This window comes from Bacteroides celer (assembly GCF_002632415.2).
GTDB lineage: Bacteria > Bacteroidota > Bacteroidia > Bacteroidales > Bacteroidaceae > Bacteroides.
Map to the genome: position 1 here is coordinate 2,112,894 of NZ_CP178209.1, position 22,502 is coordinate 2,135,395.

Sequence of the window (22,502 nt, forward strand, 5' to 3'; positions counted from 1 at the left end):
ATGAAAAATATATATTATTTGATGTTCATAAGTCTATGGTCGTTGGCAACAGCTTGTGGCGACGATATTGATCCGATAGAAAGAAACTGGGTAACGGATAATGGTGATACCGATATTCCTCACAACATCGTTATAAAGGATGAAAGTGTGGCAATGATTCATCCAGGAGGCTTACATAGTGCGGAAGATTTGACACGTGTGAAGGAAAAAGTGGAGATGGGTGAATCTCCATGGACTGAAGGCTGGAATAAATTTCTCGAGAACAATCACTTCCAGGCATCTGCTTCGATGGCAACGACTGCTAGCGGGCTTAAGCTCCCTAATATAACAGTTCTGCCTAATCCCACGGCGAAGCTTATCAGAGGAGGAAATACAGTTTGGGAATCGGAGCCGGACAATTATAATAATGCTGCCAATCAGGCTCATGCAGCCTATCATTATGCTTTAGCCTGGAAGATAACGGGTGATGTGAAATATGCGCAGGCGTCCATTAATATTCTGAATGCATGGGCTACGGTCTGTAAGTCTATCAATGGTGACTCCAATCTGTCGTTGGCTGCCGGATTGTATGGCTATCAGTTTGCTAATGCCGGAGAGCTTATGCGTGATTATTCTAATTGGAGCTCTGATGAATTTAAAGCATATCAGAAGTGGATGGTAGATGTCTTTTATGTTGCTAATCATGATTTCCTTGTAAGACATCATGGAGCTAATGTGATGAACTACTGGGCAAACTGGGGACTGGCAAATCTGGCGTCTATGTTGTCAATTGGTATTTTATCCGACCGTCGCGACATTTATAACGAAGCCGTTGATTATTTGTTAAATGGTGATGGTAATGGCTGTTTGAAGAAAACAATCGTTCATGTATTTGATGGTGATGATGCAGGTTTGGCACAAATTCAGGAGAGTGGACGTGACCAGGGACACTCTACATTGGTGATAGGTTTGTTAGGAGTTATAGCTCAAATGACATACAATCAAGGAGACGATTTCTACGGTTATAATAACAATGTCATTTTAAAAGCGTCGGAATATGTAGCTAAGTATAATGTAGCAAGATTGGATGTTCCCTTTGTGGAATATAATGGTTATCATGGAGTACATACGGAAGTCAGTGCAGACGGTAGAGGATCGACACGTCCGATGTATGAAGTACTCTATTGGCATTATACAAGAATCAAGAATGTGGAGCCCAAATGGATGCAATATACGTTGATGGGGGTAAATCAGATGCGTCCGGAAACAGGTGCGCAAACAGGTGATAGCGGAGGTGCTTATGATCTGTTGGGATATGGTACCATGATGTATCCGAGATAAAGTTTTTAATTATTTATAAATACAGGCTGATATCTTTGACGTATCGGCCTGTATGTTCTATATTAGACAGGAAATTTAATGATAAAAGTTGTAAGATATTATATGAATAAGAGACTATGGGTATTATTACTGCTTTCTACGGTTGCACTATATAGCATATCAGCTTCTGCAAAAGAATCCTTAATAACTTATGCCGCTCCCCAAGGAGCAGCATTGAATGATGATTTCACCGTTCGGGTTCGGCAGAAAGGAGGAGAATGGACTACATTGTCTACTTATCTGGTCAAGGTTGATGAAGTAAAGAATACCAAGCATCGTGTAGAAAATGCTTCGATGGCGACTTTTGATTTTTCAGGAACGGTAGAAGTAGCTGTTACCTATAATCGGGGAAAAGTGAATTCGGCAAGAATTCGCCCTCTTTCATATCGCATCCCCTCTCAAATAGAGAATAATACAGTCACCTTTTCATTGACTCGTCCCGGTAACTTGTCGGTAGAGGTAAATGGGGATATCTTCCATAACCTGCATTTGTTTGCCAATCCGATTGAAGAATTTGTGCCCGATAAAAATGATCCGGATGTACTCTATTATGCTCCGGGCGTACATACTTTAGAAAACGGAGAACTAAAAGTTCCTTCTGGCAAAACAGTTTATCTGGCGGGTGGTGCTCTTCTGATGGGGCGTGTAGTGATTGATAAGGTACATGATGTCAAGTTGATAGGAAGAGGAATCATTGACCATACAGTGAAAGGAGGCATCAGGATTGCTAATTCACAGAATGTGTATGTAGAAGGTATTGCTGCTACACAGTGTTCTACAGGAGGTTCGGACCACGTTACCATTCGTAATGTGAAGTGCATCAGCTATTATTCATGGGGCGATGGCATGAATGTGTTTGCCAGTACCAATGTTTTGTTTGATGGTGTTTTCTGTCGTACCTCGGATGACTGTACCACAGTTTACGGAACTCGTCTTGGTTTTGTGGGAGGATGCAATCATATAACGATGCAGAATTCTACTCTTTGGGCCGACGTGGCTCATCCTATTTTCATAGGACTTCATGGAAACACAAAAGAACCGGAAGTACTCGAAAACCTGAATTATATTAATATTGATATATTGGATCATAAGGAGAAACAAGTGGACTATCAAGGTTGCCTTGCTATCAATGCAGGGGATAACAACCTGGTGCGTAAAGTACGTTTTGAGAATATCCGTATAGAGAATTTCAGACAGGGACAAATTGTGAACCTGCGTATCTTTAATAATGAAAAATATTGTACAGCTCCCGGAAGAGGAATTGAAGATGTGTTATTTAAAAACATATCATATACAGGAGAGAACGCAGAGCTGTCTATAATGGAAGGACATAATGAGGAGCGTAAAGTGAAAAATATCCGCTTTGAGAATCTTTCTATTAATGGCGAGTCCATTTATGACGAAATGCCGGATAAACCGAAATGGTATAAAACGGCGGATATGGCCCGCTTTTATATTGGGCCGCATGTAGAAGGGGTTACTTTCACAAAAACAGATATAATAAGATGATGAGAAAACTATTACTATTGATTTTTCTATGCAGTTTCTTTGTTGGCATGAATGCGCAAATCACAGAGCGTAAACGACCGGAAGAGTGGCAGTTTTTAATTAAAGGCGGACGTTTTATGGATCGTTTCCAGCCTATGCCGGGAAGCGTTATTTCGAAAGATGTATGGGGAACCGATAGTGTACGTCTCCGATATGTAGACAATGGCATTGAACTTCCAAAGACTTCTTTCTGGGGAGGAAACATCTTGCAGACTTCTGATGGTCAGTATCATTTGTTTGTTTGCGGATGGCCCGAAAATTCTCCAAAGGGACACATGTTTTGGCCAAACTCTACAGTCTATCATGCTGTTAGTGAGCATTTACATGGACCATTTACTATACAGAATTCAATAGGTAAGGGGCATAATCCGGAGGCTTTCATTGCGAAAGACGGGCGTATAGTGGTTTATGTAATCGATGGTTATTATATTGCTGATAGCGTGGATGGCCCTTGGACGTATGGTAAGTTTAATTTTGACACCCGGGACCGGAAAATTATAGAAGGATTGTCTAATCTTACATTTACTCGTCGGCAGGATAATTCTTATCTGATGGTTTGCCGTGGTGGTGGCGTGTGGGTAAGTCGTGACGGACTTTCCACTTACAACCAGTTGACGGATAAAAGGGTATATCCCGACGTGGACGGACGTTTTGAGGATCCTGTTGTGTGGCGGGATTCTCTTCAATATCATTTAATTGTAAATGATTGGTTAGGACGAATCGCCTATTACCAACGTTCGAAAGACGGAGTACATTGGATCACTGAACAAGGAGAAGCATACGTGCCCGGTGTGTCATTCCATAAGGATGGATATGTAGAGCATTGGTTCAAATATGAACGTCCGAAAGTTTTTCAGGATAAGTATGGGCGTGCTGTTCAGATGAATTTTGCCGTTATTGATACTATTAAGTGGAATGACCTTCCCAATGACAATCATAGTTCCAAAAATATTTGTATTCCACTGAACAAGGGATTATTACTTTCTGTCTTAAATCAGGAACCGATAAAACTGGATACACGAACTATTGAAGTCAAGATAGCGGCAGAAGATGATTTTAATCCACAAACAGAAGTGGATATAGAGTCTTTGCGCTTTGGTTCGTATGCGGAAGTAAATTTCGGACGAGGTTGTAAACCTCTTCGGACCAGGAAATCCGGTAAAGATTTGATTGTCGTTTTTAGTGGAAAAAATAGTGGTATTACGGAAGATGAGTTTGCACCCAAAATGATAGGAAAAGATAAGAAAGGTAATTTGATATATGGATATGCCCGTCTGTCATATGTCTGCTATACGCCTCCATTACTTTCGGCACGTCGGCCTGTATATGATAAGGAGAAAAGCAAGCTGGATGTGAGAATTGAAAATTTCGGTTTGTCAACTTCTAAATCGACAGTTGTAGTGGTGACCTGTAATGGAAAATCGGTAGCGAAAGGAACTGTAAAAGCATTGAAACCTTATGAGATGATAACAATTTCATTGGATGTCAACTCTCGTTTAATCGGAGATGTTACTGAATATAAAGTCGAATTCCATTAGCCAATGTCAGTTGGTATAGTTACTAATTGAAAGTTAAGTCAGTGTTCTGATAGGTGAGGGCACTGGCCTTTTTTATTGGGGTAACAGGGAAAATTCGTATCTTTGTTCAAAATAGAACATCGAAGTATAAAGGAAAGATAAAATAAACACTATGATTAACAAGATGATAGGCATTGTGCTGATTATATGGGTTGGAAGTTTTCAGAATCTTATATTTGCTCAGAGTCGTTTTGTACATCCGGGTATCACCTATACGCAAGGTGATTTGGATAGGATGAAAGCAATGATTGCAGCAAAGCGGGAACCTTATTATTCCACTTTTCTAAAACTAAAAGAATCACCTTATTCGTCATTGACAGCATCGGTCGTGGATAGGGGAGAGCAGATACGGGAAGGGAAATTTAACGGAACAATTGGTGTAGACGGCAGGCATGCTCATGATTTGGCCTTGCTTTGGCATCTGACAGGAGATGAAGCCTATGCACGCAAAGCCGTAGAATATCTGAATGCGAATTCTTATTATACCAATACAAGTAGTCGTGGGACAGGTCCTTTGGATAATGGGAAGATTTATCTGTTGATAGATGCGGCGGAACTGATGCGGGATTATGAAGGATGGAAAAAAGAAGACCAGCAGCGGTTTAAAGATATGTTGGTTTATCCGGGGTATAGTAATACGGAAGATTTCTTTTCTAAATATGCCAATTACATGGATGATTCCAAGAATGGAGTGACTTTCTACTGGAACATATACAACTTCGATGCGGCACGTTTCGGCAATCAGGGATTATTTGCGGCACGCGGTATGATGGCGATGGCAATTTATCTTGATAATGAAATAATGTATCACCGTGCCTATCGTTATTTGTTGGGGATGAAGCATCGGCAGGATGATCTTTTTTACCCTTCCGGTCCTGCTGTTACCAGTGAAGAACCGATTAAAAGAACATCGACAATGCTGGATTATCAATTGCAGGGAAGAGAGAAAATGGTTGCAGACTATGGATATGATGAACAGTTGCAATATTATATTTATCCGAATGGGCAATGTCAGGAATCCAGTCGTGACCAGGGGCATGTATTGGCAGGAGTGCATAATTATGTCGCGATAGCAGAAATGGCTTGGAATCAGGGGGATTCTTTGTATAGTTGCCTGAATAATCGTATCTTATCAGGACTGGAATGGAACTATCGTTATAATTTGTCAGTGGTACAGGCTTATGACGATCAGCAAACACCGTGGGAACCTACCGGATTTACAAAGAATCCAGAAGAAGCGACTTTTGACAACGGTAAATATCTGCAAGTGAAAAGTCGTAGCGGACGTTGGGAATCTGTAGATATCTCACCTCAGGGTCGTGGAGATGTCGCCGGAAGTGGTGGTACACGGGAAATTGCTTTGGCTCATTATGCGGTGCGTGCCGGTCTACCGGAAAAAGACTATATTTGGTTGAAGCGTTATCGTGATTATATGATAGAACATCATGGCTGTGAAAACTGGGGAGTAGCACCCCACTGGTTTTACGAGTGGACTGGATGGGGCACATTAACGAAGCGACTGACTCCCTGGATGGCTGGTGAGCCGGTAAGTTTTTCTTCAGGAAAACGGATTTCCGGCATACATACTTTACCCGGCACTATTCAAGTAGCTGACTATGATTATTATTGTTTGTCCGAGAACCCTGAAGGACATACCTATCATAATATAGGAACGAAACGAGGAAATGCATATCGTCCGGATGGAACTGTGGAGTTGAAGAAGAATGGACAAGAATATGTAGTAACACAAGTGGAAGATGGCGAATGGTTGAACTATACAGTGAAAGTTCCGGTCACAGGAACATATACTGTGTATGTCACTTATCGGTCGAAAACAGAATCAGTCTTGTCCGTAGCTTCGGATCAAGGAACGGAGACTGCTCTTTTTTCTCTTCCGGCATCTACTCAATGGCAGGAGAAAAAGATAGGAGAACTTACCCTTTCTTCCGGAGCATGTGTGTTGCGTTTATGTATAAAGAAAGCAGGAAAAGACTTATCTCTTGGTAAGATTCATATCAAATAATAAAGGAGAAAGAGAAAATAATCATAGAAGGAATTTAGTTCTTCGAGTTATTTTTCAAAATGCTTTAATAAGATGTTTGAGATGCTATCTAAGTAGTATGTAGGAGAGCACGAGAAAAAAGAAAAAAGGAAAAAACGTCAGACTGTGATATAAATTATTACTTTTGCATCAAATAGATCGGATGAGTAGTTGATTTTGAGAGAATATTCAATAAAGTTTTTATTTATAATCTATATTTATATGAAAGTATTAGTTTTTATTTCATTGGTCGGAAGTTTATTGTTGGCTTCTTGTGGAGGTAGTGGTTCAAAAGGTAATGCAAACGCACAAGAGGTAAATCCGGCAGATACTATTTATTTGGGTGATTTGCGTGAAAAGTTTGAAGGAGATAGCATCTTCTTTAAAGTTGTTGCTCCAGACTTGATGTTGATGGACTATCAGTATTTCTGGCCTGCAACGGAATCGGAAGCAATAGGAAAAGGCTTGACGCAAGAATACTATAAACGCGTTAAGAAAGAAATAACAGATACGAATGAGGCAATCAAAAGAGGCGTAATGAAAGGTGCCAATATAAAGCGTATACCTGATTTCCAAGAATTGCAAAAGAATAAATAAAATAACTGCAATGATCTAATATCATCAATGCAAATTTGGGAACAAGAGGGAGTCAAAATCCTTATAAATTAAAAAAATACCCTCGTTACAGATAGTTATAGCGAGAGTGATATTGTTGAAAGGGGGAGGTCACCCTCTTGTTTTTTTCGGCAAAGAGAACCGTTATTCGTGCTTTTTGCCGCATCTATTTTATAGAAAGAGGAATAAACCTATCGTAATGGAGTGAATGAACCTATATAAATACGTTCTATTTTTAGGGAAGTGGCATTCGTTCCGGATAACCCTGTCACTTCTGATTTATAATCTTCCGTCACATCTTCCACTAACCAATAAGGAATCGGGCCAAGGTCTCGTGTGGTGATACTCTTTGAAGTATCGGGACGTTCGGGAAGTTTAAATTTGCAGTCATACTCTTTACCATTGATTGTAATTTGGAATGTAGTGCCTGACTCTGATGTAGAGCGGGAGAAGCTTCCTTCTATTTTCGGAGTATTATCTTTACTAGTAACAATTGTCACTTTACCACTACTTTTTTGGTCATAAGAGAAAGCTATTCCTCCTGTAGCTTGTATACCCGCTTCATCCTTTATCTTTTTTATGACCGCTTCTAGTTTTTCTTTTTGTTGTTCATCTAACAGACTTTCATCTATTCCTGTGATTCTTGCTTCCACAGAATTCACTGAAAAAGATTGTTTGCCGTTAACGACCTTTAGCCCTATTTTTATGATTCTTCCATCAGCGTCTTTTACCATCAATGACGTGCTGCCCAGTTTTATAGAGCTGATCCGAATATCATTGTTCTCGTCCACATAAGCTGTAGCAATTTGCCCATCGGCTATTTCTGCTGTATAAGGAGCTACGCCACCCTTAATTCCCAACTTTGTTCCTCCCGTGATTGACAAACTGGCTTCACTAATAGGAGGTTCCGGGCCGAGCATCACTTCCCAGTATTCAAACAGGTAAAAATCGTCAGCTTCGTCGCTGCATGAATAAAATACAGGAAGGGAGCATAATAGAATAAATAGTAGACAGAGCTTCGTCATTTTTGCTTTCATAATATTCTTCTTTTTTATTTCTTCACAAAAGTAAAGCTCCTTTCCTGTATTTCAAAGTATATTGATGAAAAATAAGATTAAAACTCTATCTTATGTTGTTTCTCATCATCCACCACAGCCATCATTCCTTCTACCTGTGCTAAAGCCAGCATACGTCCGTGGAAAGAATAACCGGCATTGTAGCCTTTATCCTCATCTCCGAGCATCATTCGTCCATGATCTACGCGCATGGGAAGTCCCGGATTCTCTTTCTCGAAAATGCGGATGAGATCAATCAGATGTCCTCTTCCTGATAGATGAGAACTTTCGATGAAGTTTCCACCCGGCATGGCCTCTGTACTGCGTAGATGAACGAAATGGGTTCTTCCTGCAAACTTCTTCGCCAATTCACGAGTATCATTATGTGCACCTGCGCTAAGAGAACCTGCACAGAAAGTCAGCCCATTATGCGGATTGTCTACGGCATTCAGAAACCAGGCTATATCTTCTTCATTGGTGACAATACGGGGTAGGCCGAGAACCTGGAATGGAGGATCATCCGGGTGTACACACATATTGATACCATATTCATCGCATACAGGCATAATTGCAGAAAGGAAGTAACACATATTCTCTCGTAAAGCGTCCCGGTCTATGTCTTTATATAAACCTAACAGACGTTTGAATATAGCAACCGGGTTTTTATCTCCTTCTTTGATATTACCGTTCACAAATCCTTGTGTCTTGACGATAATAGTATCAATCAAATTGTCCTTTTCGGTCTCCGTAATCACTTTGTCCAGTTCGGCAACTTTATGCAGTTCTTCTTTTGTATAGTCTTTTTCAGCTCCTTCACGTTCCAGTATTTTGATGTCGAAGTAAGCGAAACGAATACGGTCGTAGTAAAGCGAACTGGTACCGTCCGGCCAAGGGTACTGTAAATCCGTACGTATCCAGTCGATTACCGGCATGAAGTTGTAACAGACTGTTTTCACTCCGCATTTACCCAGGTTGGCAAGACTTACTTTATAATTTTCAATCAACTGTTCACGTTCCGTACCCGCATACTTGATTGCCTCACAAACCGGAAGGCTTTCCACGACCGACCAGCGCAACCCATACGATTCAATATACGATTTTAAATCGTTGATGGCTTCTACTGTCCAAATCTCTCCGTTCGGTACCTCGTGTAATGCAGTGACGATTCCTTCAACACCTATCTGACGGAGCATTGGCAAGGTGATTTTATCTTTCTTGCCGAACCATCTCCATGTTTTTTCCATCATAGCGTTTGAATAAATTAAAAGATTAAATATTAAACGCCGCTGAATGCACTGAAACCACCATCGATAGGCAACATAGCTCCCGTTACGAAACTAGCGGCTTCACTGCACAGAAATTGTACAGCACCATTCAATTCTTTGATATCGCCGAAACGATTCATCGGAGTTTTGGCTAATACCTTTTTACTTCTGTCGGTCAATGAACCATCCGGGTTGATAAGTACACGACGGTTTTGGTCACCGATAAAGAATCCCGGAGCGATAGCATTTACACGGATACCATCACCGTATTTTAGTGCCATTTCGCTTGCCAGCCATTGGGTGAAGTTGGCTACTGCAGTTTTAGCGGCCGAGTAACCCGGTACACGGGTGATAGCACTATAAGCAGCCATAGAAGATACATTGATGATGCATCCTTTCTTCTGTTTTGCCATTACCTTACCGAATATCATAGACGGATAAACTGTACCGTTCATATTCAGGTTAGTCACTTTTTCCCAGCAAGAGATGTCCATATCATAGAAGTGCTGATCCGGTTCGAGAGTGGCTCCCGGCATATTGCCACCGGCAATGTTCAATAGAATATCGATCTTTCCCCATTTGGCAACGACTTCTTCGGCTACTTTCTCCAGGCTGGCGATGTCAAGTACATTACCGATGATGCCGATTACATCGTCACCGTATTGCTTAAGTTCAGCCACGCGGTTGTCCAGTTGTTCCTGACGAATGTCAATAGCTACAACTTTTGCTCCCTGCTGTACAAAGTGTTGGGCAATATTTCCACCCAGTACACCACCTGCTCCGGTAATAACAGCAACTTTACCGGCAATACTAAATAATTCGTTCATGGTTTCTATCAAATGTTTTTATGAATGGATGCAAAAATAGCGGGTTTTTATACATGCTATGATGCGTATTTTTGCAAGATATTTACCTATCTTTGCAAAAGCAGTTTAGAAAGGAGATTTATGAAGAAGATAATGAATGAGAAGTTGACTATTACGACTTCTAATCCCGTCCGTGCCCGCTTTTATGAATATCCACGTTTCACGTATCCGTGGCATTTTCATAGTGAGTATGAAATTATTTATGTGGAGAAGGGAGAGGGGGATTGTCTGGTGGGTGACAGCATTATCTCCTATTCAAAAGGTGATTTGATTCTTTTCGGTTCCGAACTGCCTCATAGTATGCAAAGTCCACCGGACGGCGGGGAAGAATCTGATAACGAAGAAAAATCCGAACCGAAAGTAAGAGGAGTCAATATTCAGTTTGAGAAAGATTTTATGCATTATTCAATTTCTCAATACTCCCAGTTTATTCCTATCAGGAATTTATTGGAGGATGCTTGCAGAGGAATTAAATTCACAATTACCCGTTCGGGGAAAATCATTAAGTTATTGGAACAAATTCCTTCTGCCAAAGGAGCAGATCAAATCATCCTGTTGCTTTCACTTCTACAGATGATGGCTACCAGTAATCATAAGAAATATCTGACTACTTCTCATTATACTCCGTTCCCTTCTATTATGCGTAATGAAAGAATGGAAAAGGTGATTGCCTATTTGAATAAACATTATACCGAGTCTATCGGTCTGGATGAAATTGCTTCTTATACAGCGATGAATCCTGCTGCTTTCTGCCGATACTTTAAAGAAAACACAGGAAAGACATTTAAAGAGTATGTACTTGATATGCGTATCGGATATGCTTGTAAACTATTGAATAGTAGTATGATGAATATATCTCAAATCAGTGCTACGTGCGGATTTGAATCACCTGTACATTTTAACCGCATTTTTAAAAGGGTGACAGGAATGACACCTACTTTTTATAGGGAACAGATGGAATAAGCTTTTCAGGCAATAAACATTTGAGTATAATTTCTTTCTCGTTCGTATATAATAGGAAAGATGAATAAACATGAACGTAAATAGAATGAAGAAAAGAATTTTGCTTTTGTTGTTGGTGATACCGGCATTGGTAAAAGCGCAAGATGTGATGACAGAAACCCGTCAGGAACTGACGTCTCCCGACGGAGCTTATCGTTTTACCTTTTATCAACGTGCGGTGAGAGAGGATAATGCACAAATGTATTATACCTTGACTTATAAAAATCGTCCGGTGATTGAAGAAAGTAAATTGGGGGTTCTGATTGAAAATCAGTTGTTTGAGTCGGCGTTGGGAGTTCCGAATGATACTTGTCATTTTTGGTGTGAAAATCTGAGGTTGACAGGGGCTGAACAACGAAAGGCGGATGAAACATGGAAGCCCGTATACGGCGAACGCGCGGAGGTTCGTGATTGCTACAATGAGATGACTTTGAAATTCAAAAAGGGAGAAGGGAATGGCAATCAGGACGGTGGTTATGATAAGCGTAAGAATTACTTTATGAACATTATTGTTCGTGCCTATAATGAAGGAATTGCTTTTCGCTATCATTTTCCGGAAACGACAAATGGACTTTTCTTACATATCGTCGGCGAGCAGACTAGCTTCACAATGCCTGAAGGAACGATGGCATATTACGAACGTTGGGCACAAGGACCTTGTGTACTTCGTCCGTTGGAAGGATGGGGCAAAGAGGAGAGTGAGCGTCCTTTGACCTTGAAACTGCCTGATGGATTATCTGTAGCTTTGTTGGAAGCGGAAATGGTGGATTATGTTCGTGGTAAATTCCGTTTATCGGCAGAGAAACCTTCCACTTTGGAGACAAGCCTGTATAGTAGTGTCGATATTATTTCTCCTTACAGTACTCCGTGGCGTGTAATCATGGTTGGCGAACGTCCGGTCAATTTAATTAACAATAATGATATTGTCTTGAATCTGAATCCGGCTTGCAAACTGGCTGATACTTCTTGGATCAAACCCGGGAAAGTATTCCGTTCGGGCGACTTGAAACAAGATAGAGTGAAAGCAGCCATTGACTTTGCGGCAGAACGTGGTATTCAGTATGTGCACATGGATGCAGGATGGTACGGACCTGAAATGAAAATGAGTTCGGACGCTACTACTGTTTCTCCTGATAAAGACCTTGATATACCCGCTTTGTGTAAATATGCCGAATCGAAAGGAATCGGACTTATGGTGTATGTCAATCAGCGTGCATTAGTGCAGCAGTTGGATACTCTGTTGCCTTTGTATAAAAAATGGGGATTGAAAGGTATCAAGTTCGGTTTTGTACAGATAGGTAATCAGCGTTGGAGTACTTGGCTGCATGATGCAGTTCGTAAATGTGGAGAATATGGTCTGATGGTAGATATTCATGACGAATATCGTCCGACAGGTTTCAGCCGTACTTATCCTAACCTGATGACGCAGGAGGGTATTCGTGGAAATGAAGAAATGCCGGATGCCACACACAATACGACTCTTCCTTTTACCCGCTATCTGGCAGGTGCAGGAGACTATACGCTTTGCTATTTCAATAACCGGGTGAAGAATACGAAAGCACATCAGTTGGCGATGGCAGCTGTGTATTACAGTCCTTTACAATTTATGTTTTGGTATGACAGACCGGAATTCTACCAGGGAGAAGAAGAACTGGAATTTTGGAAAGCAATTCCGAGTGTATGGGATGACAGCCGCGCGTTAGATGGAGAGATTGGTGAATATATCGTTCAGGCACGTCGTTCGGGGAATGACTGGTTTGTAGGAGCAATGACGAATACGGAAGCCCGCACAATTACATTGACTACGGATTTTCTGGAACCGGGTAAGAAGTATATGCTTCACCTGTACGAAGATGATGACAAGCTGAATACACGAACGAAAGTACGCAGTACTCATAAGAGGATAAAAGCCGGAGATAAGCTTGTTTTGAAGCTAAAATCAAGTGGCGGAGCCGCATTGCATTTCACTCCACTGGAAAAATAAATTAGTTGTTTATAGATAAATGCAACTATAATAAATGCAATTATAAGAAGCATTATGAAGAAATATTTTCTTGTTGTTTTGTTATCTCTATTCATGCAGACTACCCGAGTTGCAGCAGCTCCCTGGCAGTGGTCCGTAGAAATAAAAGAGCTGATTTCAGAAGAGACAAACGCCCATCCTTCTGCCTATCTATGGATACCGGAAAACTGCAAACAAGTCCGTGCCGTCATCATTGGGCAACATAATATGACCGAAGAGACAATTTTCGAGCATCCTGAATTTCGGAAGAATATGGGTAAACTGGGAATTGCAGAGATATGGATCACTCCCGGAATAGACCAACGATGGGACGTGACAAAAGGTACCCAGCAAATCTTTGAAACAATGATGAAGAACCTGTCTGAAATAAGCGGGTATACAGAACTGGAGTTTGCCCCGGTCATCCCTATCGGACACTCGGCAATGGCTACTTATCCGTGGAACTTTGCCGCTTGGAATCCCGAACGTACATTGGCCGTACTTTCTATTCACGGTGATTCTCCCAGAACTCATTTGACAGGCTACGGAAGTGCAAATTTGGATTGGGGAAACCATACGATTGAAGGTATTCCTTCATTAATGGTAATGGGGGAGGACGAATGGTGGGAAGACCGATTGATAACTTCCTTCGATTATCGCCGTGAATATCCGAATGCTCCCCTTTCATTCCTTGCAGATGCAGGACATGGACATTTCGATATATCCGATGAATTGATTGATTATCTTTCTCTTTTTCTGAAAAAGGCAGTGCAATATCGGTTGCCAAACCATTCTCCATCGAATACTCCGGTTCTGTTAATTCCGGTAGAAGCAAAGAATGGATGGCTGGCAGACCGCTGGCGAAAGAATGAAAAGCCTACAGCCGAAGCCGCTTCCTATGATAAGTATAAAGGAGACAAGACCCATGCGTTTTGGTATTTTGATAAAGAAATGGCAGATGCCACAGAAAAATATTACGCCAATGAGCGTGGAAAGACAGAGCAGTACATCGGCTTTGAGCAAAAAGGAAAACTGATTACTTTCAATCCGAAATCCCATGTACGTATGTCTCCTTCTTTTCAACCCGAAGCGGACGGAGTCACTTTCCACCTGAAAGCAGTGTACACAGATACGTTAAGGAACGAATATTCAAAAGAACACAGTACGCATCCCATTCGAATGTCGAGAATTTGCGGTCCGGTGGAAGTGGTGAATGATACAACTTTTACTGTTCGTTTCTATCGGATGGGATTGGATAATCCTAAACGTACAGGAGGCATCTGTCTGATGGCTTCCGTAAAACAGGATCATAAATACCGGAGTGCCGTTCAGCAGGTAGAGATTCGTATTCCTTACCGGAATAAGGAAGGGATACCCCAAAGTATAATTTTCCCGAAACTATCCGATGTAAAAGCTTCAGTGAAAGAAATAAGTTTAAATGGAACTGCTGACTCCGGCCTTCCGGTTTACTATTATGTAAAAGAAGGTCCGGCAGAGATAAAGGGAGATAAACTGGTATTGACTAAAATTCCTCCGCGTGCAAAATTTCCGGTAAAGGTGACAGTGGTAGCCTGGCAATATGGGCGTAGCGGAGAACCTAAAGTGCAGACTGCTGAAGCAGTAGAACAGAGCTTTTATATTACTGCCCGTTAGTTTGACAAAGAGATTGTTCAAGGAATCAGAGTACTAATTCCTTGAACAATCTTTCCAAAGTCTTATCTAAATCAGTAGAAAATCCCGGATGTGGGCGAGATACTTGTATGCAGGAACTTTTTACTGCAGTCAGCCAACGAAATCTGTCAGGAATATCCATATTGGCTATGGCTCCTCCCTCTTTATTTCCCATGCATATCTTGTCAAAGACCTGTAACCCTTCTTTCAGGCAATTCATATCCAGTTCGGAAGAAAATAGTTTTAGTTTGTTCTCATCTATCGTATAGAGGGATTTCAGGTATTTAGCTTGTTTGGAAAACAACACAATCCCCATATTGATAAACTCCTCCCGTTCTACTTTAGGAACGAAACGGATGACTGCGTATTCATATAAGTGCCTTTCTTGCATTTTGCGCTTCATTTACAAATGTTTCGGAATGTTTCATCCTTTCTTCTAAAAATCGAATATAAATGCCTCTCAAATCCTGTGGAGTTTCTGTGCCTTCTGTCCAGTTCAACCAGTCGTCGGGAATAGCATTGACTATCTCACGGATTTTATCCGAAGTCAATATCTGTCTGAATTCGATATCTACCTCTTCCAGTTTATCGGCAAACGGCAATAATACATGGTCTTTTATCTGTACAAAAGGAACCAGTGCCTGTTTTTGCCAGTTAGTCCAGGAATGGTGGAAATAAAGGGACGCCCCATGATCTATCAGCCATAGTTCTTTGTGCCATATCAACATATTGGTGTTTTTAATGGTACGGTCTACGTTAGTCAGCAAGGCATCCAGCCATACTACTTGCGAAGCGGTTTTTCCATCTACTTGATGTACTATCGGATCAAAAGTCAACGAACCGGAAAGGAAATGCAATCCCATATTCAGTCCTCGACTCCATTGAAGTAAATCCTGTATCTCTTCGTCTGCTTCTGTTCTTCCGAAGGCCTCGTCCAGATTCAGAAAAACTATTTCGGGGACTCTGAAACCTAGTGCACGGGCTATCTCCCCACCAATCAGTTCGGCAATCAGCGCTTTTGTTCCGTGTCCTGCCCCTCTGAATTTGACTACATACTTAAATTCATCGTCAGCTTCGGCTAGAGCAGGCAATGAGCCTCCCTCACGCAGAGGAAGAATATATCTTGTAACATTTGCCGTACGTAAATCCATGTAGCTCCTTTCTTTGATTTGGGGAATAAAGATAGGACGTTTCAGATGAATTTTATAAGAAAGTGGGCTTTAAATTAAAGAATTGTAGCTTAATTAAATAATTTTGTGGCTTTGAGTGTTTAAGGCACCTTGTTCGTATCTTATAGATAAAAGATAGAAATAATATGAATAAGAAAGTTTTAGTTACGGCAATCTTGTTTGGTTCATTGACAGTATCGGGTATAATGTCAGCTCAATCTGTATATCCCGGACAACATCAGGGAAAGTTGAAAAAGGAAACAGTGGCTCCCCTTCAGGCGGAAAGTTTTGATTTGAAAGATGTTCGCCTGTTGCCAAGTCGTTTCCGTGATAATATGCTTCGGGATTCTGCCTGGATGACGTCAATAGATGTGAATCGTCTGCTACATAGCTTCCGTACCAATGCCGGTGTGTTTGCCGGACGTGAGGGCGGATATATGACAGTGAAGAAACTGGGTGGTTGGGAATCTTTGGATTGCGAACTTCGCGGACATACTACCGGACACATGCTCTCGGCACTTGGTTTGATGTACGCAGCTACCGGCAGTGAGATATTCAAACTGAAAGGCGATAGCTTGGTTAACGGATTGGAAGAAGTGCAGAATGCACTGAAAAACGGGTATTTGAGTGCCTGGCCCGAAGAACTGATAAACCGGAATATTCAGGGAAAAGGTGTATGGGCTCCCTGGTATACTCTGCACAAACTTTTCTCCGGGCTGATAGATCAATATCTGTATGCGGATAATAAGAAAGCATTGACTATCGTCACCCGAATGGGTGATTGGGCATACAATAAATTGAAACCCCTTAGTGAAGAAACACGTAAACTTATGATCCGCAATGAATTTGGCGGTATCAATGAGTCATTCTATAATTTATACTCAATAACGGGAGATGAACGTTATCGCTGGCTGGCGGAATATTTCTACCACAATGACGTAATCGACCCATTGAAAGAACTTCGTGATGACTTGGGAACGAAGCATACCAATACTTTCATCCCGAAAGTGATAGCCGAAGCCCGCAACTACGAGTTAACCCGCAACGAGACAAGCAGGAAACTATCGGAATTCTTCTGGCACACCATGATTGACCATCATACTTTTGCTCCGGGATGTAGCAGTGACAAAGAACACTACTTTGATCCGAGGAAGTTATCCCAACATCTGACCGGCTATACCGGAGAAACTTGTTGTACCTATAATATGCTCAAACTTAGCCGCCATCTTTTCTGCTGGACGGGCGATTCATCTATTGCGGATTATTACGAAAGGGCATTGTATAATCACATCTTGGGACAACAAGACCCTGAAACAGGTATGGTAGCTTATTTTCTGCCTTTGCTTTCCGGGTCTCATAAACTGTATAGCACAAAAGAGAACTCTTTTTGGTGTTGTGTCGGTAGCGGATTTGAGAATCATGCAAAGTTTGGAGAAGCCATCTACTACCATAACAATCAGGGAATATATGTAAATCTATTTATCCCTTCACAGGTAACCTGGAAAGAAAAAGGACTGACAATCCGTCAGGAAACGGAATTCCCACAGGAAGAAACAACACGTTTTACTCTTCAGGCAGAAAATCCTGTCCGCACGACTATTTATCTGCGCTATCCTTCGTGGAGCAAGGATGTAAAAGTTTCGGTGAATGGTAAGAAAATATCTGTAAAACAGAAATCTGGTTCTTATATTGCCATTACCCGTGAATGGAAAGATGGCGATCAAATCTCGGCTACTTATCCGATGCAAATCAAACTGGAAACTACTCCGGATAACCCGGATAAGGCAGCCCTGTTATATGGCCCGTTGGTATTGGCGGGAGAACGGGGAACTGAAGGTATGCAAGCCCCTGCTCCTTTCTCAAATCCTGCTCTTTATAATGATTATTATACCTGTAATTTTCATGTCCCAGCACATTTGCGTACCTCTTTGAAACTAGATAAGAAACACCCTGAACGTGCTTTGCAACGTGTAGGAAGTGATTTGAAGTTTACGACAGAACAAGGAGATGTGATTCGTCCGCTATACGATTTGCATCGCCAGCGCTATGTCGTATATTGGGATTTACAATCAGAAGAATAGATAGTAAACAACGAAATGAATAATCGTTTATTAATTGCCGCTTTTGTAAGTATCTGCTTTTTGTCCGGTTCTTGCAAAATATCATCCGGTCAGGGAAGTCGGTATGACTTCTCTTCTTTGGATTCTGTTATCCAAGGATGGGTAGACAAGGGATATTACCCCGGAGCATCCATTTGTGTAGTGAAGAATGATACCGTCATTTTTCAGAAGAACTATCGGGATTATACACCCGATACAAAAGTATATGTCGCTTCTGCCGGAAAATGGGTAGCGGCTGCTGTCATAGGCGCGGTGGTAGACCGTACTGATTTGGGATGGGATGATCCGGTAGAAAAATGGTTGCCGGAATTTAAAGACGATGCTAAAGGTAAGATTCTTCTCCGGCAATTATTATCCCATACATCAGGAGTACGTCCATATCTTCCCGAGCCCCGTGTAGATAACTATAATCATTTGGATTCGGCAGTCACTGAAATTCTCCCTTTGGATACAGTCTTTACTCCCGGCACTCGTTTTGAATATGGTGGACTTGCCATGCAAATTGCCGGAAGAATGGCAGAAGTGGCGATGGGAGAGGAGTTTGAGACTCTTTTTCAAGAACTGCTGGCGCAACCTTTGGAAATGAAAAACTCTCATTTTACCCCAATCAACACGGACGGCGGACATGCACCCATGTTAGGGGGCGGACTGTGTACTACAATGAATGATTATCTTCACTTCCTGTCCATGATTTATCACGATGGAATGTATAATGGCAAGCAAATTATATCAGCAGAAACTGTGAAAGAAATGCAGGCCGACCAAGTGAAAGGCGCCATAATCCCTTCGAATAACTCGGATAATTATGTAGCGAAAGGACTGGGACAATCCCACAATGGAATCTACGGATTAGGAGAATGGCGTGAATTAATAGATAAAAAGACAGGTGAAGCTTATCAGATTAGTTCACCGGGATGGGCCGGTGCTTATCCGTGGATAAATAAACACGATAAAGTTTACGGATTCTTCATCTCCCATGTAGCAGGTTCTTCTGCTAAAGAAGACGGTTTTTCTTCTTTCTTTGGCAGCCCTGTCATTTCACGGACCGTTTCAGAAATACTGAAAGGTAAGCCATTGGTTGTCAAACAAGGACGTATCAATGTAGGAAACGGCTCTCTATACTATGAGGAAGCCGGTCAGGGTGAACCGATCATCTTTGTACACGGTCATTCGCTTGACCATCGTATGTGGGATGAGCAATTTTTAGTGTTTGCGAAAAAGTATCATGTCATTCGCTATGATTTAAGAGGATACGGCATTTCTTCTTCCCAAACAGAAGATTATCAATTTATGCATGTTGAAGATCTGGTTACTTTGATGGACTCTTTGCACATCAAGAAAGCGCATATCGTCGGACTTTCTTTGGGGGGATTTATCACTGCTGATATGTTGGCGTATTTCCCAGACCGGATGTTATCGGCTTTTTTAGCCAGTGGAAACATCCGAAAGTCCAAAGGTCCTAGTGAACCGATGACTAAAGAGGAAGCAAAGGTACGTGATGACGAAATAGCTGCCCTGAAAAAGAAAGGAGTGGAAGTGATGAAGAAAGAGTGGTTTGAAGGATTAATGAAATCCGGTGGTAGCCAGCGTGAACGGATGCGTGTGCCTTTGTGGCAGATGATTGACGAATGGGATGCGTGGCAACCGCTACACAAAGAAGTACGGGTAGTAGCAGGGCTGGATGCTATTGAAGAATTGAAGAAGAGTCACCCTGCTGTACCTGCCTTAATTGTAGAAGGTCATTCTTCTGATAACAAATTTTCAAAAAATCCTCCCATATTGGAATATCTACCTAATGGAAAGCTGAAAATCATAGAGGATTGCGGGCACATGATGAATATGGAGCGACCGGAGGAATTCAATGCAGCTTTAGAAGAATTTTTAATCAATATTGAACAGTAAAATGAAAAAGCAATAAATATCATGAAACAAATAGTTCTATGCCTGATCGGAATATTATTAGCATCGTTTGTATCTGCACAAAAGATAAATCATCCTTCACTTTTGTATACCCCTCAACGCATTCAGCAGGTAAAACAACGTATGCAGAATGAACCGAAATTGCGGGAAGCCTGGGAGGATATTCAGAAAACCGCCGATGAAGCCTTACAAAAGAAAGATTTCAATCGGTTGGATTATTTGTCGTTGGCCTATTTGATGACGGATAATAAAGAGTATGCAAATATAATCAAAGAGATTCTTTTGAAAGCTGTGGAAGCCGAATCCTGGGGAGATATGGAAATGATGGCACGTATTCCAGTCTGGCGTTCGCAACTGGGCATGGCACATAAGAGCTTCCTTTCTGCCATAGGATATGATGCGGCTTATAACATAATGTCTTCTTCGGAAAGAAAAAAGATTGCCGAAGGCTTGAAACGATTGGCTGTAGAGCCTGCCTTGGGCGACTGGCTGTTGGAACCTGCCCGAATCCATTCTTTGAACTCTATGGGACACAACTGGTGGACTTCCTGCGTATGCCAGGGTGGAATATTAGCATTAAGCCTACAGAATGAACTTCCCGAAGTAAAAGATTGGGTGGAGCAACTTCATGAATCACTACCCGAATGGTTTGACTTTGCAGGCGATGCCTTGCAGCAGAAAGCAAAGAGCTTTGATGAGGCCGGAGGAATGTATGAAAGTCTCAATTATGCAAATTTTGGTATTCAGGAAGCTCTTTTGTTTCGGATCGCCTGGATAAACACTCATCCGGGACAAAATCCCGGTGATATACCCCAATTAGCAAAACTTCCGAACTACTTTTCTCAAGTATGCTATCCCCGTACAGGTGTGCTGCATAGTTTGAATTTTGGTGATAGTCATAAGAACGTATCAGCAGAATCCAGTATGATGTTATTGTATGCATTGGGACTGAAAGACCCGACTATTCTGTGGTATATAGCCCAAGTAGAGCAAGGACAGCATCGTGATGGATTTTTCCTGAATCGTCCGATGGGCTTTCTCTATACCCCTGATTTGAGTAAAGCTCCCATAACTCCCGATTTGAAAACCTCACAGCTATTCTCGGATTTCGGTTGGGCCACCATGCGTACTTCTTGGGAGAAGGATGCTACGATGCTTGCTGTGAAAAGCGGTCATACGTGGAATCATTCCCATGCGGATGCCAACTCCTTTATTGTTTTTCATAAAGGCGTTGATATTATCAAGGATGGAGGAAACTGCTGGTATCCCAATCCTGCCTATCGCAACTATTTTTTTCAAAGCCAGGCACATAATGTAGTCCTGTTCAACGGGGAGGGACAACCTCGTGAACAACAGTATAGCGGCTCTACTTTGCGAGGAAATCTTTATCATCTCTTGGATGCGGGCAATGTGAAATATGTTTTGGCCAATGGAACAGGTCCTGTCTCTAATAATTTCAGCCGTAACTTCCGTCATTTCCTGTGGATGGATAATGTGATTTATATGATCGATGATTTGAAGACACATAAGGTAGGACAGTTCGAATGGTTATGGCATACCAATGGAACTTATAAGAAATCGGGCATTGACGTGAATGTGACAAACGGAAATTCTTCAGTAGTCATCCGTCCTTTATATCCCCGCATGCTGGCTAAGTCCGATTTTGTGCACGACTATCCCGAAGATTTATATTGGGAAGAAATAGAAGCTCCTACGGAAGATTTGAAAGGAACCGAAAAATATTATTCATTCCATTTACCAGCCGAGGTGAACCGTGTGAAAGGACTGACAGCTATTATTCTGAAAGACGCTCCCGATGAAAAAGACCTGCCTCAAATGGAAAGACGTGAAGGGCAGGACTGGATAGGGCTTCGTATCCGTCATAAAGGTAAAATTACCGATTTATATATCAACCAACTGGCGGACGGAAGATTAATGCACAGTAATTCATGGATTATGCCCGACGGCTGGATGACAGATGCTTATATGTTTGCAGTTTCTTACCCAGAAGGTACTGAAGCAAAGAACGCTAAGGACTTCTTTATTGCTTATGGAAGTGCATTGAGACGGGGTAATGAAACTTACTTTTCATCATTGGCTAAGCTGTTCGTTATTCAGAAAGCAGAAGATAAGAAACTTGATCTTTGGATAAACGGACAGCCGAAGATAAATACCACCTTTAGAAGCACAAAGAAGCCTGTGTCTGTAGAAGTGAATGATAAGAAAATCCCGGTAGTTTATCAGAAATCGCAGGTGAAGGTGAAATTATAAATTCTACAATATCGTTCTTGT

The 22,502-nt window shown here is 41.6% G+C and carries 16 protein-coding genes; 11 read left to right on the forward strand and 5 right to left on the reverse strand.

What is annotated here, in order from left to right; all coding sequences use genetic code 11:
- From CJF29_RS08135 to CJF29_RS08155, 5 genes are all read left to right on the forward strand, one after another.
- Positions 1-1,320 carry an alginate lyase family protein gene (locus CJF29_RS08135; RefSeq protein WP_099146624.1) on the forward strand — a complete coding sequence of 440 codons (1,320 nt, stop codon included), beginning with the start codon at positions 1-3 and terminating at the stop codon, positions 1,318-1,320.
- 102 nt (positions 1,321-1,422) lie between these two features.
- The gene (locus CJF29_RS08140; RefSeq protein ID WP_141561019.1) at positions 1,423-2,868 is read left to right on the forward strand and encodes a glycosyl hydrolase family 28 protein; all 1,446 of its coding nucleotides are present in this window, start codon (positions 1,423-1,425) and stop codon (positions 2,866-2,868) included.
- On the forward strand, positions 2,868-4,445 hold the full coding sequence (locus CJF29_RS08145; RefSeq protein WP_099146634.1) for a glycoside hydrolase family protein: 1,578 nt from the start codon (positions 2,868-2,870) through the stop codon (positions 4,443-4,445). The genes CJF29_RS08140 and CJF29_RS08145 overlap by 1 nt, the downstream gene beginning before the upstream one ends.
- Positions 4,446-4,596: 151 nt before the next feature.
- Positions 4,597-6,507, forward strand: a complete 1,911-nt coding sequence (locus CJF29_RS08150) for an alginate lyase family protein (protein WP_099146623.1) — start codon at positions 4,597-4,599, stop codon at positions 6,505-6,507.
- Positions 6,508-6,747: 240 nt separating this feature from the next.
- Positions 6,748-7,122 (forward strand): hypothetical protein, encoded by a 375-nt coding sequence (locus tag CJF29_RS08155; RefSeq protein ID WP_099146622.1) that lies wholly within the window; start codon positions 6,748-6,750, stop codon positions 7,120-7,122.
- Positions 7,123-7,331: 209 nt separating this feature from the next.
- On the opposite strand, the gene CJF29_RS08160 is transcribed toward CJF29_RS08155, so the two are convergent.
- The 3 genes from CJF29_RS08160 to CJF29_RS08170 all read right to left on the reverse strand — a co-directional run bounded on the left by CJF29_RS08160 (position 7,332) and on the right by CJF29_RS08170 (position 10,287).
- On the reverse strand, positions 7,332-8,177 hold the full coding sequence (locus CJF29_RS08160; RefSeq protein WP_099146621.1) for a pilus assembly protein N-terminal domain-containing protein: 846 nt from the start codon (positions 8,175-8,177) through the stop codon (positions 7,332-7,334).
- A 77-nt stretch (positions 8,178-8,254) separates the two neighbouring features.
- Positions 8,255-9,442, reverse strand: a complete 1,188-nt coding sequence (gene uxuA / locus CJF29_RS08165) for a mannonate dehydratase (protein ID WP_099146620.1) — start codon at positions 9,440-9,442, stop codon at positions 8,255-8,257.
- 29 nt (positions 9,443-9,471) lie between these two features.
- On the reverse strand, positions 9,472-10,287 hold the full coding sequence (locus CJF29_RS08170; RefSeq protein ID WP_099146619.1) for an SDR family oxidoreductase: 816 nt from the start codon (positions 10,285-10,287) through the stop codon (positions 9,472-9,474).
- 120 nt (positions 10,288-10,407) lie between these two features.
- On the opposite strand from CJF29_RS08170, the gene CJF29_RS08175 reads away from it, so the two are divergent.
- The 3 genes from CJF29_RS08175 (at position 10,408) to CJF29_RS08185 (ending at position 14,983) form a co-directional block, all read left to right on the forward strand.
- Positions 10,408-11,289: an AraC family transcriptional regulator gene (locus CJF29_RS08175; RefSeq protein ID WP_008021627.1), complete on the forward strand. Its 882-nt coding sequence runs from the start codon at positions 10,408-10,410 to the stop codon at positions 11,287-11,289.
- Between the two features lie 70 nt (positions 11,290-11,359).
- Entirely contained in the window at positions 11,360-13,312 is a 1,953-nt protein-coding gene (locus CJF29_RS08180; RefSeq protein ID WP_099146618.1) for a glycoside hydrolase family 97 protein, read from the forward strand.
- A gap of 54 nt (positions 13,313-13,366) precedes the next feature.
- A complete protein-coding gene (locus CJF29_RS08185) occupies positions 13,367-14,983 on the forward strand; it encodes an alpha/beta fold hydrolase (protein WP_099146617.1) in 1,617 nt (538 codons plus the stop codon).
- Between the two features lie 25 nt (positions 14,984-15,008).
- Here CJF29_RS08185 and CJF29_RS08190 read toward each other — a convergent pair whose 3' ends face one another.
- Both CJF29_RS08190 and CJF29_RS08195 read right to left on the reverse strand, forming a co-directional pair.
- Positions 15,009-15,392 carry a DUF3037 domain-containing protein gene (locus CJF29_RS08190; RefSeq protein WP_004305884.1) on the reverse strand — a complete coding sequence of 128 codons (384 nt, stop codon included), beginning with the start codon at positions 15,390-15,392 and terminating at the stop codon, positions 15,009-15,011.
- A complete protein-coding gene (locus CJF29_RS08195) occupies positions 15,370-16,152 on the reverse strand; it encodes a HipA family kinase (RefSeq protein WP_099146616.1) in 783 nt (260 codons plus the stop codon). The genes CJF29_RS08190 and CJF29_RS08195 overlap by 23 nt, the downstream gene beginning before the upstream one ends.
- 164 nt (positions 16,153-16,316) lie before the next feature.
- Between CJF29_RS08195 and CJF29_RS08200 the strand changes: the two genes are divergently transcribed.
- Genes CJF29_RS08200 through CJF29_RS08210 form a run of 3 tightly spaced genes read left to right on the forward strand, consistent with a single transcriptional unit; the run spans position 16,317 to position 22,481 of the window.
- Positions 16,317-18,251, forward strand: coding sequence for a glycoside hydrolase family 127 protein (locus tag CJF29_RS08200; RefSeq protein ID WP_099146615.1), 1,935 nt, complete (start codon positions 16,317-16,319; stop codon positions 18,249-18,251).
- Positions 18,252-18,266: 15 nt separating this feature from the next.
- Positions 18,267-20,192 carry an alpha/beta fold hydrolase gene (locus CJF29_RS08205; RefSeq protein WP_099146614.1) on the forward strand — a complete coding sequence of 642 codons (1,926 nt, stop codon included), beginning with the start codon at positions 18,267-18,269 and terminating at the stop codon, positions 20,190-20,192.
- Between the two features lie 21 nt (positions 20,193-20,213).
- Positions 20,214-22,481 (forward strand): heparinase II/III family protein, encoded by a 2,268-nt coding sequence (locus CJF29_RS08210; protein ID WP_099146613.1) that lies wholly within the window; start codon positions 20,214-20,216, stop codon positions 22,479-22,481.
- Positions 22,482-22,502 lie beyond the last annotated feature (21 nt).

What these genes read in the sequence shown, in the direction of transcription:
- CJF29_RS08175 (WP_008021627.1), top strand. Translation starts at nt 10,408, where the DNA reads ATGAAGAAGATAATGAATGAGAAGTTGACTATTACGACTTCTAATCCC.
- CJF29_RS08155 (WP_099146622.1), top strand. Translation starts at nt 6,748, where the DNA reads ATGAAAGTATTAGTTTTTATTTCATTGGTCGGAAGTTTATTGTTGGCT.
- CJF29_RS08150 (WP_099146623.1), top strand. Translation starts at nt 4,597, where the DNA reads ATGATTAACAAGATGATAGGCATTGTGCTGATTATATGGGTTGGAAGT.
- CJF29_RS08180 (WP_099146618.1), top strand. Translation starts at nt 11,360, where the DNA reads ATGAACGTAAATAGAATGAAGAAAAGAATTTTGCTTTTGTTGTTGGTG.
- CJF29_RS08160 (WP_099146621.1), bottom strand. Translation starts at nt 8,177, where the DNA reads ATGAAAGCAAAAATGACGAAGCTCTGTCTACTATTTATTCTATTATGC.
- CJF29_RS08185 (WP_099146617.1), top strand. Translation starts at nt 13,367, where the DNA reads ATGAAGAAATATTTTCTTGTTGTTTTGTTATCTCTATTCATGCAGACT.
- CJF29_RS08210 (WP_099146613.1), top strand. Translation starts at nt 20,214, where the DNA reads ATGAAACAAATAGTTCTATGCCTGATCGGAATATTATTAGCATCGTTT.
- CJF29_RS08145 (WP_099146634.1), top strand. Translation starts at nt 2,868, where the DNA reads ATGAGAAAACTATTACTATTGATTTTTCTATGCAGTTTCTTTGTTGGC.
- CJF29_RS08190 (WP_004305884.1), bottom strand. Translation starts at nt 15,392, where the DNA reads ATGCAAGAAAGGCACTTATATGAATACGCAGTCATCCGTTTCGTTCCT.
- CJF29_RS08200 (WP_099146615.1), top strand. Translation starts at nt 16,317, where the DNA reads ATGAATAAGAAAGTTTTAGTTACGGCAATCTTGTTTGGTTCATTGACA.
- CJF29_RS08140 (WP_141561019.1), top strand. Translation starts at nt 1,423, where the DNA reads ATGAATAAGAGACTATGGGTATTATTACTGCTTTCTACGGTTGCACTA.
- uxuA (WP_099146620.1), bottom strand. Translation starts at nt 9,442, where the DNA reads ATGATGGAAAAAACATGGAGATGGTTCGGCAAGAAAGATAAAATCACC.
- CJF29_RS08205 (WP_099146614.1), top strand. Translation starts at nt 18,267, where the DNA reads ATGAATAATCGTTTATTAATTGCCGCTTTTGTAAGTATCTGCTTTTTG.
- CJF29_RS08135 (WP_099146624.1), top strand. Translation starts at nt 1, where the DNA reads ATGAAAAATATATATTATTTGATGTTCATAAGTCTATGGTCGTTGGCA.
- CJF29_RS08170 (WP_099146619.1), bottom strand. Translation starts at nt 10,287, where the DNA reads ATGAACGAATTATTTAGTATTGCCGGTAAAGTTGCTGTTATTACCGGA.
- CJF29_RS08195 (WP_099146616.1), bottom strand. Translation starts at nt 16,152, where the DNA reads ATGGATTTACGTACGGCAAATGTTACAAGATATATTCTTCCTCTGCGT.